The following is an 18,538-nucleotide window of genomic DNA, read 5'->3' as shown; positions in this document are numbered from 1 at the left end:
CGGTTGGTGCCAGCAGCGGCGGAAAAGTTCGATGGCGGCGCGAAAAAATACCATTGATCTTTTTCCGTTTGCGCGGGGCAGGGCTGAGCTGTTATCTGTACGCATAACCAGTGTTCGCTTTCCGTGGCTTTGAATTCCCGTGACCTCCAACCCTCTCGACGATCCGTTCTATTACCTCAACAACTTCCGGCAAGTGCTTGAATGGCTTGGACTTCGCTATGCCGATGTGATGAGCACAAGCGAGCACGGCTTCATTCGCGACTTCAACACGCTGCCGCAAGCCTCGCAGGGATTGCTGGTGCGCATGGTCATGCGCAAGGGCATTCACTTTCGCGCGAGCAAACTCAACTATCTGGAAATCGGCGACATTGCCGAGGCGGCGCGGCCGTTGCTCGAACACGGCTGGCTCGACGAACACGCTGCGCTGACCCTGGCAGAGTTGTTTGATGTCCTGCTCAAGGCCGAGCTGCTGCAAGCGTTCGGCACCTTTATAGAACAGCCGAAAGGGCGCAAGGACGAGTGGCTGCCGGTGCTGGCCGAACAGTTCAGCGAGGCGCAGCCCCTGCGTGTCTGGGCGCCGCAACTGGCTGAGCGGCTGTTCAGCCTGACCCTGATGGACCTGTGCGATCGCCTGCGCCTGATGTTCTTCGGCAATCTGTATCAGGACTGGTCGGAGTTCGTGCTGGCCGACCTGGGCATCTTCACTTATGAAAAAGTCGAGTTCTGCGCCGACTCCCGAGGCCTGCGCAGCCGCGAAGACGTCGACGCCTGCCTGTTCCTGCATCAATGCCAGTTGCGCTTTGAAGCCGGTGAAGCGCTGGACGAGATCGTCGAACAGATCGACGCCGTGCAATTCGACAACCCGTGGCTGCGCCGCCGGCAAGCCAAGGCGTTGTTCCAGATCGGCCAGTACGCCGAGCGCATCGGCGACTTTGCCCTGGCCCTGAGTGTTTACCGCGACTGCGCCTACCCGGGCGCACGGCTGCGGATGATCCGTGTGCTCGAACGCTGCGGCGAATATGCATTGGCGCTGGAACTCGGCACGCTGGCCGAACAGGCACCGCAAAGTGCGGCCGAGCAGCAAGGCTTGCAGCGCATCGTCCCGCGTCTGCGGCGCAAACTCGGTGGCCCGCCGCTCAAACGTGCCAAGGCCAGAGAGGTCGAGCGCCTCGACTTGCACTTGCCGCGCATCGATCCGGCGCGGTCGGTGGAATTTCACGTACAAGCGCACTTGCACGCCGATGACGGCCCGGTGCATTACGTCGAGAACAGCCTGATCAATTCACTGTTCGGCCTGTTGTGCTGGCCGGCGATCTTCGCGCCGTTGCCGGGTGCGTTTTTCCACCCGTTCCAGCGCGGCCCGGTGGATCTGCTCAGCGAAGACTTCCTGGAGCGCCGCGCCGAGCTGTTCCAGGCCTGCCTGGGCGAACTCGACGACGGCCGCTACGCCGAGACCATCCGCCAGCGCTTCGTCGACAAGTGGGGCATCCAGTCGCCGTTCGTGTTCTGGGGCGCGCTCAACGAAGACTTGCTGGAACAGGCGCTGGCCTGTCTGCCCGCCGAACACCTGAAACACTGGTTCAACCGATTGCTGCTCGACATCAAGGCCAACCGCGCCGGCATGCCGGACCTGATCCAGTTCTGGCCGCAGCACAAGACCTACCGGATGATCGAAGTCAAAGGCCCCGGCGACCGCTTGCAGGACAATCAGCTGCGCTGGCTGGAGTTCTGCCACGAGCACCAGATGCCGGTGGCCGTGTGTTATGTGCAATGGGCGGAGCAGAGCGCTTGAGCTACAGCGTTGCCGTGCGTGCACTGTGCGAGTTCACCGCCAAGACCGGCGACCTCGACCTGCGCTTCACCCCGTCACCAACGGCGCTGGAAGGCATCGTCGGCCATCGCACCGTGGCCTCGCGACGCAGCGAGCAGTACCAGAGCGAAGTGGCGCTGCAAGGCGAATTCGGCGAGCTGAAGGTCAAGGGCAGGGCGGATGGCTACGATCCGGCGCAAAACTGCCTGGAAGAAGTCAAAACCTATCGCGGCGACCTGAGCAAGCAACCGGCCAATCACCGCCAGTTGCACTGGGCGCAGGCGAAAATCTACGGCTGGTTGATGTGCCAGAAACTGCAATTGCAGCAGATCAATCTGGCGCTGGTGTATTTCGACGTCGTCAGCGAAAAGGAAACCTGCCTGGTTGAATCCTACAGCGCCGAGTCGCTTCAGGGGTTTTTCGCGCAGCAGTGCGCTTTGTTCCTGCAATGGGCCGAGCAGGAAATGGCCCATCGCGAAGCGCGCAATCTGGCCGCGCAGCAACTGGCGTTCCCGCACGCGGATTTTCGTCCCGGCCAACGGCATCTGGCCGAATCAGTGTTCAAAGCCGTCAGCACCGGCCGCTGCCTCATGGCCCAGGCGCCGACCGGCATCGGTAAAACCCTTGGCACGCTGTTTCCGATGCTCAAGGCCTTGGCGCCGCAGCAACTGGACAAGGTGTTCTTTCTCACCGCCAAGACTCCCGGACGCAAGCTGGCGCTGGATGCCAGCCAGGTGTTGTTCAGGCAAACGCCGGACTTGCCGCTGCGGGTGATGGAAATGGTTGCTCGCGACAAGGCCTGCGAACACCCGGACAAGGCCTGCCATGGCGAATCCTGCCCGCTGGCCCAGGGTTTTTACGATCGCTTGCCGGCCGCCCGCGAAGCCGCCAGCCGCATCAACCTGCTCGATCAGGCAGCGATGCGTGAAGTCGCCGCGCAGCACAGCGTGTGCCCGTACTACCTGAGTCAGGAAATGGCCCGTTGGGCGGATGTGGTGGTTGCCGACTACAACTATTACTTCGACTTCAGCGCGCTGCTGTTCGGTCTGGCCCAGCTCAATCAGTGGAGAGTCGCGGTGCTCGCCGACGAGGCGCACAACCTGGTCGAGCGCGGCCGGCAGATGTACAGCGCCAGCCTCGACCAGTTCACCCTCGCCAGCGTGCGCAAAACCGCGCCCGCAGCGTTGAAAAATTCCCTGCAACGGGTCAACCGCGAATGGAACGCGCTGCATGCGCCGCAACTGGCGGCCTATCAGGCCTACGACAAGGCGCCGGACAAGCTCCTGCACGCCATCTCGCTGTGTTGCGCGGCCATTGGCGATTACCTCAACGAACATCCGCAAGGCCTCGACAGCGGTCTGCAGAACTTCTATTTCGACTTGCTGCAATTTGCCCGGGTCGCCGAGCTGTACGACGAGCATTACCTGTTCGATATCAGCAAACGCGATCTCGACCGCAAGCGTCCGCTGTCGCAACTGTGTCTGCGCAACGTGGTGCCGGCGGCGTTCATCGGCCCGCGCCTGACCGCGGCGCGCAGCAGCGTGCTGTTCTCGGCCACGCTGAGCCCGCGCAATTATTACGCCGACCTGCTCGGCACGCCCGCCGATACGGTGTGCATCGACGTCGAATCGCCTTTCAGCGCCGAGCAGTTGCAGGTGCACATCGTCAGCCAGATCTCCACGCGTTTTAACCATCGCCAGGCCTCGCTGGAGCCGATCGTCGAACTGATCGCCCGCCAGTTCAGCGAGCGCCCGGGCAATTATCTGGCGTTCTTCAGCAGTTTCGATTACCTGCAACAGGTCGCGACCTTATTGGCCGAGCGCCATCCGCGCATCACTCAGTGGCTGCAATCGCGGGGGATGGCCGAGGGCGCGCGGCAGGCGTTTCTCGACCAGTTCAGCGCCGACAGCCAGGGCGTCGGGTTTGCGGTGTTGGGCGGCGCGTTTGGCGAGGGCATCGATTTGCCCGGTGCGCGGCTGATCGGTGCGTTCATCGCCACGCTGGGGCTGGCGCAGCTCAACCCGGTCAATGAGCAGATGAAGCGGCGCATGGCCGCCATTTTTGGCGCCGGCTACGACTACACCTATCTGTACCCGGGCATGCAAAAAGTCGTACAAGCCGCCGGGCGGGTGATTCGCACCCGTGAGGATCGCGGCACGGTCATGCTCATCGACGACCGCTTTGCCGAAAGCCGCATCCAGCAACTGCTGCCACGCTGGTGGGCGATCAAAAGCGAACCGGCGCTTTTCAAATCGACGGATTCACGCATACTTCAGCCCATGACAGTGGCTGGTGAGTGTGATGAGTGAGAACAACAGAACCGCAGCGATCGAAGACAGCCGTTTCCGGCTGCTGATCGACGCGGTTGTCGACTATGCGATCTACATGATCGACCCCGACGGTACCATCACCAGTTGGAACTCCGGCGCCAAACGCTTCAAAGGTTATGAAGAAGCGGAAATCATCGGCGAGCACTTCTCGCGCTTCTATACCCCGGAAGACCGCGCCAACGGCATGCCGCAACGGGCGCTGGACACAGCGATCCGTGAAGGTCGCTTCGAAGGCGAGGGCTGGCGCGTGCGCAAGGACGGCACGCACTTCTGGTCGCACGTGGTGATCGATCCGATCATCGACCCCGACGGCAAGCTGCTCGGTTTCGCCAAGATCACCCGTGACCTCACCGACCGCAAAATGGCCGAGGAAACCCTCAAGCAAAGCGAACAGCAGTTCCGCCTGCTGGTGCAGGGCGTCACCGATTACGCGATCTACATGCTCAGCCCCGAAGGCTGCGTCAGCAACTGGAACCAGGGCGCGCAGCGCATCAAGGGCTATTTGCCGGAAGAAATCATCGGCCAGCATTTTTCGATTTTCTACACCCCCGAAGACCGCGAACTTGGTGAACCGCAGCGTTCGCTGGAGATTGCCACCCGCGAAGGCCGCTTCGAGAACCGCAGCTGGCGGATGCGCAAGGACGGCACGCGCTTTCTTGCCCATGTAGTGGTCGATGCGATTCGCGGCGACACCGGCGCGTTGCTCGGCTTCGCCAAGATCACCCGCGATGTCACCGAGGCCCACGAAGCGCAGCAGGCCCTGGAAAAGACCCGCGAGGCGTTGTTCCAGGCGCAGAAGATGCAGGCGATCGGCCAACTCAGCGGCGGTATCGCCCATGACTTCAACAACCTGCTGACGGTGATTCTCGGCAACCTCGAGATCGTGCAGAAACGCATCGGCGATGCGCCGAAAATCGCTCGACTGCTGGAAAACGCCACCCAAGGGGCCTTGCGCGGTGTGTCGCTGACCCAGCGTATGCTGGCCTTCGCCCGGCGTCAGGAACTCAAGACCGAATCGGTGGATATCCCGCAACTGGTGCAAGGCATCACCGGGTTGCTGCGCAGTTCGCTGGGGCCAGGGATTCGCATCGAAACGCGCTTTCCCGACGACCTGCAGCCAGTGCTGGCCGATAGCAATCAGCTGGAACTGGCGATCCTCAATCTCGCCACCAATGCCCGCGATGCCATGCCCGACGGCGGCACGGTGATCATTCAGGCGCAAGCCGAAGTGGTGCTGGAACAAACTCATTCGACCCTCGCGGCGGGGCGTTACGTGTGTTTGAGCCTGATCGACAGCGGCGAAGGCATGGACGAAGCCACGCTGGCCTGCGCCCGCGATCCGTTCTTCACCACCAAAGGCTTGGGCAAAGGCACCGGGCTGGGCTTGTCGATGGTGCACGGCTTCATCGAGCAGTTGGGCGGGCGCTTTATTCTGAAAAGCGAGAAGGGCGAGGGCACGGCGGCCGAGCTGTGGATTCCGGTGGCACTAGAGCAATCGACCAGTCGCCCGGCGTACAGCAACGCCGCGCCCATTGCGGTGCCGAGGCTCAGCGTGCTGGTGGTCGATGATGATTCACTGGTGCTGACCAGCACCAGTCTGTTGCTGGAAGACCTCGGCCACCGCGTTATCGGCGCGACCTCCGGCGCCCAGGCGCTGGCGCTGTTCGATCAGGGCGAAGTCATTGATCTGGTGATCACCGACATGGCCATGCCAAAAATGAGCGGCGCGCAACTGGCCCACGCCTTGCGCATGCTCAAGCCGGATCTGCCGATCATTCTCGCCACTGGATATGCCGAACGCCTGGAAGGTTTTGCCGCTCAACTGCCGCGTCTGCCGAAACCGTTCACCCAAGCGAGTCTGGTGCAGATCATCGCTCAATCGATGAAGTGACGCGCTGGTCGATCCGGCTGAACTAGTGCTGACGCGTACCTTTCCAAAAGTCTTGTTCACTTTTGGAGGGCACGTCTCTTGTCTCGCATATTGACCCAGCCAAGCGCTGTTGAAGAAGCCTTGGCCGAACACGACGCCAAGATGTTTGGCTCACCCAAGGAGCGGCTGGATTTCTATCGCCGGGAAATCCAATACGAAACCAGCATCCTCGCCAACCGCACCGACGCCTACCTCGCGGCGCAGTCGTTCCTGGTGATCGCTTTCGCCTCGTGCATGGCCAACCTCAATCCGGAGTGGGGCAAGATGTTCACCCTCGTCGTGCCGCCGTTTCTCGCGCTGCTCGGGGTGCTCAGCTCACTGAATGCCTGGCCGGGGATTCGCGCTGCTTACGACATCATCGATCACTGGCACTTCAAACAGAGCCAGTTACTGCACAGCGAGCCGGTGATGGGCGCGGCGTATGACGAATCACCACTGTTCAGTGAGATGGAATCCAGCCACAAGGGCTATCGCAAGTCGCTGCTGTTCTCGGTGCGCACGCCTTGGATTTTTGCCACGTTCTGGGTGATGTTGGGGGTGTATGCGGTGTTTATTCAGGTGACCAATCCTTGAGGTGGATTGGTCAGGGGGCAGGGGACAGGCGCTGGATTTTGTGGTGTCTGTGAGATCTTACCCCCTCACCCCAGCCCTCCCGAAACGTCGGACCGCCCCCAAGGGGGCGAGGGGGAAAGGGAGCCGATCTTCATGCTTTTCAAAATCTACATTCGGCGCGGTATGCCAGGTCGGTGTAGCACGTGAGAACACCTCGGTCAGTCCCCTCTCCCTCCGGGAGAGGGCTAGGGTGAGGGGCTTTTGACTTTTATTACGCAGTTTCCAGCTCACGCCGCGCAGTTACAGCATTCTGCACCGCCGCCGGAATCGGCGGAAAATCCTCATTCAGCACACACAGATGATCAATCGCATCTTCAAATTTCGCATCGGCTTTCTTGCGCAGTGCCCGGTATTGCTCAAAGCGTTCGAAGTCGGTCGGCGTCTGTTCCAGCAGCGCGTTGGCCGCTCGGTTCAGTTCGTGGGCTTCTTCGAACAGTTGACGATTGCGTTCCAGAGCCAGTGCTCTGCAAGCCTTGATTTGCGCAGGAGTCGAGCATTCGTTCATGACCGTGACCTTGTTTGTGTCGGGGTTCCGTTTAATAGGCTGTTCACCGCAGGGGAACCGAACCTGCCGGGCCGCGCTGGATGATTGGCGCGGTTAAAGTTGTGACCCTTGGGTCGCGCCCGGCGATCCATTTTTTTGCAGAAAAATCTTCGATGATTTCCAGCCAAGCGCAGCGGTCAACGAATCAGCTTTTTCGTTGCTTCAGGCTTTCATAGCGCGCCAGCATCGGTTGTGTGCTGACGCCATGCAGCAGAATGCTCAGGGCCACCACCGACAAAGTGATGTCGGTACAGACCTTGGCCACGTCGGAATCCAGACCGTGGTTCAGGGCGAAGAACAGATAGAACAGGCTGCCGATGCCGCGAATGCCAAACCATCCGATCAACAAACGCTGCGGCCCGCTGAGCAGGTTGCCCCACGGCATCAGCGCCACGCTCAGCGGACGAATCAGGCAGAACAGCACCGCGCCGATCCACAAGGCCCGCCAGTCCCAGTGGGCAATCAGCACAACACCAAGCAGGGTTACCAGAAATACTTCCATTGCCCGTTCGACCAGACTGCCGAACGCCAGCATGTCGCCCATCATGATCCCCGCTGCAACCTGGCTGTCTTCCAGTTGCTCGGTATCGCCATGCACGGCGTTCTGCGGTTCGACGTTCTGATGACCGACCACCGGCTGCACCAGATGCTCGGCAGGTGCCTGGGTGATGCCCGTAGATTTGACTTCCTCCTGACGCAGGCCCAGGCCAGCAGCGAAGACCGCAAGAAAGCCGTAGCCGCCAATGGCGTCGGCGACCACGTAGGACAGCGCGATCAGCGCGAGTGTCAGGTAATCGTTGGGGCCGAGGGTGCTGTCCTCGTTGTGAATGCGCAGCAATAGGGCGATCCGGCCGATGCCGCGACCCATGCCGTAACCGATTAACAGACCTGCCGGCACTGCCCAGAGCAAATCGTTTAAGAACCACTGTTGCAAGTCGCTGAAACTGCCGTCGGTGTGCAACAGCAGTAAGCCGAGGAATACGAAGGGGAAAGCCACGCCATCATTGAGCCCGGCTTCACCGGAGAGGCCGAAACGCACGCTGTCGATGTCCTGCGCATCATTGACCTGCACCAGCGCGGCGAGCACCGGGTCGGTCGGCGCCAGAATCGCGCCGATCAGCAGGGAAGGCCCCCACGGCAATTGCAGGCCCCAGTGCAACAGCAGACACACGCCGATAATCGTCAGAATCATCACCGGCCCGGCCAGACCAAAAGCGATGCGCCAGGTCTTGTTGCCCAGCGGCAGGCGCAATTTCAAACCGCAGACGAACAAGGAAAACAGCACCGCGACTTCCGTCAGATGCTCCATCCACAACGACGATTCTTCCAGCGGCAATTGCAGCAGGTCGAGGCCGCTGGGGCCGATGGCGATGCCCAGCAGCAGACACACCGCCGAGGTGGTGACCGGCATCCAGCGCAACCATGACGACGTCAGGGCCAGCGTCAGCAGCACGGCGCCGAGCACCGCGACCCATACGCCGAAACTCATGACCGCTCACAGCAGCGAATTTCCAAGGACAGGCGCACCGGCTCAGCTCACGGTCGTGCGCAGGTACTCGGGGATGAGCACGTTGAACCACAGCAGGATCATCGACACCAGCATGGTCACCAGCACCAGCAGGCCGACGCCCCACACGCACGCCGAATACAGCAGGCCTTGCTCCTTGCGCTCATGCATGAAGGTCGGCAAGCCGACGAACAGCAGAAACGTCGAATAGATCGACGCGGCGCCGAGCACCAGAATCGCCAGCCAGCGGCTCGGGTACAGCCCGGCAATCCCGGCGAGGAAAAACGGCGTCACCGTGTAGGCGGCAAAACCGATGCATTGATTGAGCGTCGGCCGCGCATCGAATGATCGCGACATCCATCTGATAAACCCGCCGATAATCGCCACACCCGCGACGATCGTCACGTACAGCAACACGCTCAGTTGCAGGGCGCTGGCCGTGCTCAATCGCACGTTTTCACCCACGGCTAGGCTCCAGCCGACCTGGGTGGTGCCGATGAACAGGCATACGGCCGGAATCAGCGCGAGCAGCAGCAGATGCGCGAGATAGTGGCGGGGATGGGTTTCCTCTTCGCGGCGGATATCGGTCCAGGCGAAGTTGGGTTGGGTGAAGAGTCTGACGAGGGGGGCGGACATGACAACCTCCTGTTCCTGTTGGCCCTTAGGCGCTTACAGGTATGGAGAGATGCCATGCCGCTCGGGTTCAGTTTTTCTGCTGCACGGTTACAGCATCGGTTTGCCGCCGGTCACGCCGTAGCGCTGGCCGGTGATATAGCTGGCTTCGTCGGAGGCCAGCAGCACGTAAATCGGCGCGACTTCCACCGGTTGGCCGGGACGGCCGAGCGGGGTGCTGCCGCCAAAGTTCTGCACTTCTTCATCGGGCATGGTCGAGACGATCAGCGGCGTCCAGATCGGGCCAGGTGCGACGCTGTTGACGCGAATTTCCTTCGGCCCGAGCATCTGCGCCAGGCCACCGGTGAAGTTGGCGATTGCGCCTTTGGTGGTGGCGTAGGCCAGCAGGGTCGGCTTGGGCATATCCGAGTTGACCGAGCTGGTGTTGATGATCGACGAACCGGGGCGCATGTGTTTGATCGCCGCCTGGCAGATCCTGAACATGGCGGTGATGTTAACGTCGAAGGTCATCACCCATTCGTCATCGGGGATTTCTTCAAAGTTTTCGTGCGTCATCTGGAACGCGGCATTGTTGACCAGAATGTCGATGCGGCCAAAGCGCTCGACGGTCTTGTCGACCAGCGCTTGGCACTGCGCTTTCTCGGCGATATCGCCCGGCAGCAGGATGCACTGACGCCCGGCTTGCTCGACCCAGCGTGCTGTTTCCTTGGCGTCTTCGTGTTCATTCAGGTAAGCCACGGCGACATCGGCGCCTTCACGGGCGAAGGCAATCGCCACTGCGCGACCGATGCCGCTGTCAGCGCCGGTGATCAGCGCAATCTTGCCGGCCAGACGGCCGGAACCGACGTAACTTTGCTCGCCGCAGTCTGGATACGGCTCCATCTTGCGTTGCGAGCCGGGCACCGGTTGGGCTTGTTTCGGGAAGGGTGGTTTTGGATAGTCAGTCATCGCAGGGTCTCCTGATTTCAAGGCCAGTGTTCCGGGTTGACCCGGTGGCTTTGCCTTGAGTTCGATCGGATTTGCGTTGGATTTAGTTGGCTATGCAAAACCAATGTGGGAGCGAGCCTGCTCGCGAAAGCGGTCTGTCAGACGATAAATATGTCGACTGACACTGCGCTTTCGCGAGCAGGCTCGCTCCCACAAAGGATCACTTACACAGGGGAATCTCGGGGCAGGATCAGAGATTGCGGTTAGCCAAAGCCCGCTCCATCCGCGCAACCCCTTCTTCCAGCAACGCCCTCGGGCAGCCGAAGTTCAAACGCACAAACTGCTGATGCCGGTCACCAAAATCCAGTCCGGCACTCAGGCCGACCTTGCCCTGTTCGAGGAAGAATCGTTGCGGATCCGGCAGGTCCAGCGCGGTGCAATCGAGCCACGCCAGATACGTGCCCTGCGGCACATTGATGGTAACGCCCGGCAGGCGCGTGCGCACCGCGCCTACCAGCCAGTCGCGGTTGGCCTGCAGGTAGGTTTTCAGTTCGGCGAGCCACGGCGCGGCTTCGCTGTAGGCGACGCGGGTGGCTTCCATGCCCAGCGGGTTGACGCTGTCGACCATGCCGCAGCGAGCGTGGTTGACGCGCTCACGCAGGGCGGCGTCCTGGATGATCATGAACGAGGTCTTGAGGCCGGCGATGTTGTAGGCCTTGCTCGCCGACATCAGGGTGATCGTGCGTTTGGAAATCTCGGGGCTCAGCGATGCGGTGGGAATGTGCACGCGGCCGTCGAAGCACAGTTCGGCGTGAATCTCGTCGGAGATGATCCACGCGTCCTGCGCTGCGCAGATGTCCGCGACTGCCTGCAACTCTTCGCGGTCGAAGACCTTGCCGAGCGGGTTGTGCGGGTTGCTCAACAGCAGGGCGCCGCCGCCTTTCAGCGACTCGCGCAGTGCGTCCAATGGAGTGGCGTAGGTGCCATCGGCCTGGGCGTTGAATTCCAGCTCGACCTTGTTCAGGCCCCAATGCCCCGGCGCATGACGCAGTGGCGGGTAGTTCGGCACTTGCACGACGACATTCTGCTGCGCCTGGACCAAAGCCTTCAGCGCCATGTTGAAGCCGGATTCCACGCCCGGCAGGAAGATCAGCTCCTGCGGTTTGACCTGCCATGAATACTTGTTCCACAGGTCGGCGACGATGGCTTCACGCAGGTTGTCCTGGGCCACGCTGTAACCGAGCAGCGGGTGCAGCAGGCGCTGTTGCAGGGCTTCGACGATGACCGGCGGCGCGGCAAAATCCATGTCAGCGACCCACATCGGCAACACATCGGCCGGGTAACGGCTCCACTTGGTGCTGCCAGTGTGGTGGCGGTCGAACAGCTGATCAAAATCGAAAGTCATGCGCGGTCTCGTCAAGGCGGAGTTGGTTCTGCCGGACATTCTATGCGCAACTCGTTCCCTGTAGGAGTGAGCCTGCTCGCAATAGCGATCTGACTGATCGTTCCCACGCTCCGCGTGGGAATGCAGCCCGGGACGCTCTGCGTCCCAGTGGAACGCGGAGCGTCCCTTGAGGCATTCCCACGCAGAGCGTGGGAACGATCAATACCTCGAGATTGCAGATGAAACACCCGACGGTCGGTTTTCACACAATCGGCAAGGTCTTTGTCTACAGTGAAAAAGTCGGCGCCAAGGCGTCGCAACCGTGATTGTCCAGATAAAGCCCGGCGCAAGTACCGGGTTCCACCTGATCAGGAGTGCACGATGGATCTCAGCCGTCGTCAGTTCTTCAAGGTCGCCGGTATCGGCCTTGCAGGCTCAAGCCTGGGCGCGTTGGGCATGGCCCCGACGGCGGCCTTCGCCGAGCAGGTGCGTCACTTCAAGCTCGCCCACACCCGTGAAACCCGCAACACCTGCCCGTATTGCTCGGTCGGTTGCGGTTTGATCATGTACAGCCAGGGCGATGCCGGCAAGAACGTGGCGCAAAACATCATTCACATCGAAGGCGACGCCGACCACCCGGTCAATCGCGGCACGCTGTGCCCGAAAGGCGCGGGCCTGCTCGACTTCATTCACAGCCCCGGCCGCTTGCAGTACCCGCAGGTGCGCAAGCCCGGCAGCAATGAATGGACGCGCATCGGCTGGGACGAAGCCCTCGATCGCATCGCCGACCTGATGAAGGCCGACCGCGACGCCAACTTCATCGAGAAAAATGCCAACGGGCAAACGGTGAATCGCTGGCTGACCACCGGATTCCTCGCGGCGTCGGCGGCATCCAACGAAGCCGGCTACATCACCCAGAAGGTGATTCGCAGCCTCGGTCTGCTGGGGTTCGATAACCAGGCGCGTGTCTGACACGGCCCGACGGTGGCAAGTCTTGCCCCGACGTACGGCCGTGGTGCCATGACCAACACCTGGACCGATATCGCCAACGCGAATCTGATCCTGGTAATGGGTGGCAACGCAGCAGAAGCGCATCCGTGCGGCTTCAAATGGGTGACCGAGGCCAAGGCGCATAACGCCGCGCGGCTGATCGTGGTCGATCCGCGTTTTACCCGGACCGCTTCGGTGGCCGACTATTACGCGCCGATCCGCACCGGCACCGACATCGCCTTCATGGGCGGGTTGATCAATTACCTGCTGACCGAGGACAAGATCCAGCACGAGTACGTGCGCAATTACACCGACGTGTCGTTCATCGTCAAAGCCGGTTATGGCTTCGAAGACGGCCTGTTCAGCGGCTATGACGCGGAAAAACGCAGCTACACCGATAAGTCCGGCTGGGGTTACGAATTCGCCGAGGATGGTTTCGTCCGCGTCGACCCGACCCTGCAAGACCCGCGCTGCGTTTATCAACTGATGAAGCAGCATTACAGCCGCTACAACATCGACCTGGCCAGCCAGATTTGCGGCATGCCCGTCGACGCCATGCAGAAAATCTGGGAAGAGATCGCCACCTGCTCGACACCGGGCAAGACCATGACGATTCTCTATGCCCTCGGCTGGACGCAGCACTCGATCGGCGCGCAGATCATCCGCAGCGCGGCGATGGTGCAACTGCTGTTGGGCAACGTTGGCATGCCCGGCGGTGGCGTCAATGCGCTGCGCGGACACTCGAACATTCAGGGCCTGACCGACCTCGGCCTGCTGTCCAACGCCTTGCCCGGCTACCTCACGCTGCCCAGCGACAGCGAGCAGGACTATGGCCAGTTCATCTTCAAACGCACGCAGGTTCCGCTCAGACCGGGGCAGCTGTCGTACTGGCAGAACTACAGCAAATTCCACGTCAGCCTGATGAAATCCTGGTACGGCGCCAACGCCACCGCCGAGAACAACTGGCTGTTCGACCATTTGCCGAAGCTCGACATCCCTAATTACGACGTGCTGAAAATGTTCGACCTGATGAGCCAGGGCAAGGTCAACGGCTACTTCTGTCAGGGCTTTAATCCGATCGCCGCGTTGCCGGACAAGAACCGCGTGATGGGCGCGTTGGCCAAGCTCAAGTGGCTGGTGGTGATGGACCCGCTCGCCACGGAAACCTCGGAGTTCTGGCAGAACGTCGGGCCGTACAACGACGTGAAAACCGCTGAAATCCAGACCGAAGTCATTCGCCTGCCGACCACCTGTTTTGCCGAAGAGGACGGCTCGCTGGTCAACAGCAGCCGCTGGCTGCAATGGCACTGGAAGGGCGCCGACGGCCCCGGCGAAGCGCAGACCGACGTTCGCATCATGAGCGAACTGTTCCTGCGCCTGCGCCAGCGTTATCAGACCGAAGGCGGCAAGTTTCCTGATCCGCTGCTGAAACTGTCGTGGCCGTACAAGATCCCCGACGAGCCTTCGCCGGAAGAACTGGCGCGGGAGATCAACGGCACCGCCGTCAGCGATTTCACCGATGCCGGCGGCGTCACGGTCAAGGCCGGTACGCAACTGGCCGGCTTCGGTTTGCTCAAGGATGACGGCAGCACCGCGTCCGGTTGCTGGATTTTCGCCGGCAGCTGGACCGAGGCCGGCAATCAGATGGCGCGGCGCGATAACGCCGACCCATTTGGCATGCACCAGCATCAAGGCTGGGCGTGGGCCTGGCCGGCGAATCGGCGAATCCTCTACAACCGTGCTTCGGCGGACCCGGCGGGCAAACCGTGGGATCCGAAAAAGCGGCTGGTGTGGTGGAACGGCAAGGCCTGGACCGGCACCGACGTGCCGGATTACAAGGCCGATGTGCCGCCGGAAGCCGGGATGAATCCGTTCATCATGAACCCCGAGGGCGTCGCGCGGTTCTTCGCCGTCGACAAGATGAACGAAGGGCCATTCCCTGAGCACTACGAGCCGTTCGAAACGCCGATCGGCATCAACCCGCTGCACCCGCAGAACAAGAAGGCCACCAGCAACCCGGCGGCGCGGATCTTTGATTCGGTCTGGGAAACCCTCGGCGAGGCCAAGGACTTCCCCTACGCCGGCACCAGTTACCGGCTCACCGAGCATTTCCACTTCTGGAGCAAGCACTGCAAGTTGAACGCGATCGCTCAGCCCGAGCAATTCGTCGAAATCGGCGAGGTGCTGGCGAACGAGAAGGGCATTGCTGCCGGTGATCGTGTGCGCGTCAGCTGCAAGCGCGGGTTTATCGAGGCGGTGGCGGTGGTGACGAAAAGGATCCGGCCGCTGCAGGTCAACGGCCAGGTCGTGCATCAGATCGGCATCCCGCTGCACTGGGGTTTCACCGGCCTGACGCGTCACGGTTACCTGACCAACACCCTGGTGCCGTTCCTCGGCGATGGCAACACTCAGACCCCGGAATCCAAGTCATTCCTGGTCAACGTGGAGAAACTGTAAATGGCCAGCCAAGACATCATTGCCCGCTCGGCCACCACCACCGTGCCGCCGTCAGTGAGGACCCAGCAGGGCGTTGCCAAGCTGATCGACACGACCAAATGCATCGGCTGCAAGGCCTGCCAGGTCGCCTGCTCGGAATGGAACGAGCTGCGCGACGAGGTCGGCCACAACCACGGCACCTACGACAATCCGCAGGATCTGACGGCGGATTCGTGGACGCTGATGCGCTTCACTGAGCACGAAACCGACGCCGGCAACCTCGAATGGCTGATCCGCAAGGACGGCTGCATGCACTGCGCCGAACCCGGTTGTCTGGCCGCGTGCCCGAGCCCCGGAGCGATCATTCAGCACGCCAACGGCATCGTCGATTTCGATCAGGACCACTGCATCGGTTGTGGCTATTGCATCACCGGTTGCCCGTTCAACATCCCGCGCATTTCGCAGAAGGATCACAAGGCCTACAAATGCACGCTGTGTTCCGATCGGGTTGCGGTAGGGCTGGAGCCGGCCTGCGTGAAAACCTGCCCGACCGGCGCGATCGTCTTCGGCACCAAGGAAGACATGCAAGAACACGCCGCCGAACGCATCGTCGACCTGAAAAGCCGTGGCTTTGAAAACGCTGGTTTGTACGACCCGGCAGGCGTTGGTGGCACCCACGTGATGTACGTGCTGCACCACGCCGACACGCCGAAAATCTACGCCGGTTTGCCGGACCATCCGGCGATCAGTCCGCTGGTGGGTTTGTGGAAAGGCATCAGCAAACCCCTCGGCCTGCTGGCGATGGGCGCGGCGGTGCTGGCCGGGTTCTTCCACTACGTGCGCATCGGCCCGAATCGTGTCGAGGAGGATGAGCATCCGGCGCCACCCGATACCTCGGTGCACGTGGTCGACCCGGCGGTGCACACCTTCGATCCACGCGGGGAGGAGCGGCCATGAGCAACAAGACGATCCTGCGTTACAGCGCCAACCAGCGCACCAATCACTGGCTGGTGGCGATCCTGTTTTTCATGGCCGGGTTGTCCGGGCTGGCGTTGTTTCATCCGTCGCTGTTCTGGCTGAGTAACCTGTTCGGCGGCGGCACCTGGACGCGGATCCTGCACCCGTACATGGGCATCGCCATGTTCGTGCTGTTCCTCGGCCTGGTGTTCAGCTTCTGGCGCACCAATTTCTTTATCGCCAATGACCGCCAGTGGCTGCGGCGGATCAACCGGGTGATGGTCAACGACGAAGAAAGCGTGCCGCCGGTGGGTAAATACAACGCCGGGCAGAAATTGCTGTTCTGGACTTTACTGCTGTGCATGCTCGCGTTGCTGTTCACCGGGCTGGTGATCTGGCGCGCGTGGTTCAGCGCGTATTTCGGCATCAGCGTGATCCGCTGGGCCATGCTGTTGCATGCGCTGGCCGGGTTCGTGCTGGTGCTGAGCATCATCGTGCACATCTACGCCGGTTTGTGGATCAAGGGTTCGGTCGACGCCATGCTGCATGGCTGGGTCAGCCGGCCGTGGGCGAAGAAACACCATGAACTGTGGTACCGCGAGGTGACCCGCGACGAACAGCCTCGGGACCTGCCCGAGCGACCGCTGACGAAAAAGGGCTGACTTTTGCCAAGCATTCTTGAACCCGGGGAAATCGAGGCGGCGGCCAGTTCGCCGCCGTTTCTGTACCTGCCACCACGTAACCTGTTTGCCCTGCGTGCTGAGCGCCTTGAGCGTCTGGCCGAGGGCAATGGGTTGGCGGATTATCTGCGGCTGATGGCCGGATTGTGCCGGGCGCAGCAGCAGGTCTTCGACGATCCGCCGCTCACCGCGCCGTTTGATGCGCAGCGTTTCGAAGCCTGTCAGCAGCACGGTCTGCCGCCGTTCGCCGCAGACACCTTGGTGCGCGAGGATGCCTGGCAGCCGTGGCTGGATGCTTTGCTGCAGCGCTATGCGCCAGCGGATCAGCCAGCGGTGATCGACGCGCTGGATACTCTGCGCGCCGCAGGTCCCGGCCAGTTGCGCGCGTGGGCGGTGGCGCTGGTCAGTGGGCAATACTCGCTAGTCCCAGCGGCGCTGGTGCCGTTTCTCGGCGCGGCGCTGCAAACCGCCTGGAGCCACTGGCTGCTGAGCGTGCCGCAGCTGCAACTCAAACCCGGTGACAGCCTCAGCCAATGCCCGGCCTGTGGTTCACCGGCCATGGCCGGGGTCATTCGCCATCGCGGCAAGCACAACGGTTTGCGTTATCTGGTGTGTTCGCTGTGTGCCTGCGAATGGCACGTGGTGCGGGTCAAGTGCGTGTATTGCGAGCAGAGCAAGGGCCTTGAATATCTGAGCCAGGAAGACGACCGCCACAGCGCCGAGCAGGCACCGCTGCGCGCCGAAGTCTGTCCGAGCTGCAACAGCTACCTGAAATTGCTCTACCTGGAGAACGACCCCGAAGCCGAAGCGTTGTCGGCGGATCTCGGCAGTTTGCTGCTGGACATGCGCCTGGCCCAGGACGGCTATCAGCGTCTGGCGCCCAATCTGCTGCTGGCGCCGGGAGACGATTGAACAGAGCAAAATTGTGAGAGGGGGTGTGCTCCCACAGGTCTATGTGCCGAATCACAAAGCCCGGTCAGCCACGGATTTCCCTGTGGGAGCGAGCCTGCTCGCGAAGGCGTCTGGTCAGCGACAACCACACTAACTGACACACCGCATTCGCGAGCAGGCTCGCTCCCACAGGTTTTTGTGGTGACCAACAATGTTCATTCCGCCCCGAATCCCTGTGGGAGCTGGCTTGCCAGCTCGCACAGATTTGTGGGCCGAATCACAAAGCCCGGTCAGCCCCGGATTTCTCTGTGGGAGCGAGCCTGCTCGCGAAGGCGTCAGGTCAGCCACCTCCACATTGACTGACACACCGCATTCGCGAGCAGGCTCGCTCCCACAGGTTTTTTGTGGTGACCAACAATGTTCATTCCACCCCGAATCCCTGTGGGAGCTGGCTTGCCAGCTCGCACAGATTTGTGGGCCGAATCACAAAGCCCGGTCAGCCCCGGATTTCTCTGTGGGAGCGAGCCTGCTCGCGAAGGCGTCAGGTCAGCCACCTCCACATTGACTGAAACACCGCATTCGCGAGCAAGCTCGCTCCCACAGGTTTTGTGGTGACCAACAATGTTCATTCCACCCCGAATCACTGTGGGAGCTGGCTTGCCAGCGATTCGGTCGGCACATTCACCGCCTTCTTTGACTGACCCACCGCAATCGCTGGCAAGCCAGCCACAGATTTGTGTGCCGAATCACAAAGCCCGGTCAGCCCCGGATTTCTCTGTGGGAGCGAGCTTGCTCGCGAAGGCGTCAGGTCAGCCACCTCCACATTGACTGACACACCGCATTCGCGAGCAGGCTCGCTCCCACAGGTTTTTTGTGGTGACCAACAATGTTCATTCCACCCCGAATC

Annotated in this window: 13 protein-coding genes; 8 read left to right on the top strand and 5 right to left on the bottom strand. The window is 61.5% G+C overall.

Translation table 11 applies throughout. The annotated features are described in order from the left end of the window. Positions 1–139 precede the first annotated feature (139 nt). The 4 genes from V8J63_RS17945 (at position 140) to V8J63_RS17930 (ending at position 6,643) form a co-directional block, all read left to right on the top strand. Complete coding sequence (locus V8J63_RS17945) at positions 140–1,792, top strand: VRR-NUC domain-containing protein (RefSeq protein ID WP_336464437.1); 1,653 nt, start codon at positions 140–142, stop codon at positions 1,790–1,792. Next, positions 1,789–4,119, top strand: coding sequence for an ATP-dependent DNA helicase (locus V8J63_RS17940; protein ID WP_130887951.1), 2,331 nt, complete (start codon positions 1,789–1,791; stop codon positions 4,117–4,119). The genes V8J63_RS17945 and V8J63_RS17940 overlap by 4 nt, the downstream gene beginning before the upstream one ends. Then, positions 4,112–6,031, top strand: a complete 1,920-nt coding sequence (locus tag V8J63_RS17935; RefSeq protein WP_125926626.1) for a hybrid sensor histidine kinase/response regulator — start codon at positions 4,112–4,114, stop codon at positions 6,029–6,031. The genes V8J63_RS17940 and V8J63_RS17935 overlap by 8 nt, the downstream gene beginning before the upstream one ends. Positions 6,032–6,109: 78 nt before the next feature. Beyond that, the gene (locus V8J63_RS17930) at positions 6,110–6,643 is read left to right on the top strand and encodes a hypothetical protein (protein ID WP_016774826.1); all 534 of its coding nucleotides are present in this window, start codon (positions 6,110–6,112) and stop codon (positions 6,641–6,643) included. Between the two features lie 250 nt (positions 6,644–6,893). Here V8J63_RS17930 and V8J63_RS17925 read toward each other — a convergent pair whose 3' ends face one another. From V8J63_RS17925 to V8J63_RS17905, 5 genes are all read right to left on the bottom strand, one after another. Next, positions 6,894–7,187, bottom strand: a complete 294-nt coding sequence (locus tag V8J63_RS17925; RefSeq protein WP_016774825.1) for a hypothetical protein — start codon at positions 7,185–7,187, stop codon at positions 6,894–6,896. 184 nt (positions 7,188–7,371) lie between these two features. Beyond that, positions 7,372–8,715 carry a cation:proton antiporter gene (locus tag V8J63_RS17920; protein ID WP_336464436.1) on the bottom strand — a complete coding sequence of 448 codons (1,344 nt, stop codon included), beginning with the start codon at positions 8,713–8,715 and terminating at the stop codon, positions 7,372–7,374. Between the two features lie 42 nt (positions 8,716–8,757). Further along, positions 8,758–9,369: a Yip1 family protein gene (locus V8J63_RS17915; protein WP_016774823.1), complete on the bottom strand. Its 612-nt coding sequence runs from the start codon at positions 9,367–9,369 to the stop codon at positions 8,758–8,760. 87 nt (positions 9,370–9,456) lie between these two features. Continuing rightward, the gene (locus V8J63_RS17910) at positions 9,457–10,314 is read right to left on the bottom strand and encodes a glucose 1-dehydrogenase (protein ID WP_016774822.1); all 858 of its coding nucleotides are present in this window, start codon (positions 10,312–10,314) and stop codon (positions 9,457–9,459) included. A gap of 229 nt (positions 10,315–10,543) precedes the next feature. Then, a complete protein-coding gene (locus tag V8J63_RS17905) occupies positions 10,544–11,698 on the bottom strand; it encodes a MalY/PatB family protein (protein ID WP_130887954.1) in 1,155 nt (384 codons plus the stop codon). A 360-nt stretch (positions 11,699–12,058) separates the two neighbouring features. Between V8J63_RS17905 and fdnG the strand changes: the two genes are divergently transcribed. From fdnG to fdhE, 4 genes are read left to right on the top strand one after another with little or no spacing between them, the layout of a single operon-like run. Continuing rightward, the gene (gene fdnG, locus V8J63_RS17900; RefSeq protein ID WP_153188858.1) at positions 12,059–15,124 is read left to right on the top strand and encodes a formate dehydrogenase-N subunit alpha; all 3,066 of its coding nucleotides are present in this window, start codon (positions 12,059–12,061) and stop codon (positions 15,122–15,124) included. Continuing rightward, complete coding sequence (gene fdxH / locus V8J63_RS17895) at positions 15,125–16,060, top strand: formate dehydrogenase subunit beta (RefSeq protein WP_125926630.1); 936 nt, start codon at positions 15,125–15,127, stop codon at positions 16,058–16,060. After that, on the top strand, positions 16,057–16,722 hold the full coding sequence (locus V8J63_RS17890; protein ID WP_125926631.1) for a formate dehydrogenase subunit gamma: 666 nt from the start codon (positions 16,057–16,059) through the stop codon (positions 16,720–16,722). Before fdxH ends, V8J63_RS17890 begins: the two co-directional genes overlap by 4 nt. A 3-nt stretch (positions 16,723–16,725) precedes the next feature. Further along, positions 16,726–17,652 carry a formate dehydrogenase accessory protein FdhE gene (gene fdhE / locus V8J63_RS17885; RefSeq protein WP_336464435.1) on the top strand — a complete coding sequence of 309 codons (927 nt, stop codon included), beginning with the start codon at positions 16,726–16,728 and terminating at the stop codon, positions 17,650–17,652. Positions 17,653–18,538 lie beyond the last annotated feature (886 nt).

The organism is Pseudomonas sp. CCNWLW23 (genome assembly GCF_037095675.1).
GTDB lineage: Bacteria > Pseudomonadota > Gammaproteobacteria > Pseudomonadales > Pseudomonadaceae > Aquipseudomonas > Aquipseudomonas atacamensis.
This window is presented reverse-complemented; position numbering and strand designations above follow the sequence as displayed.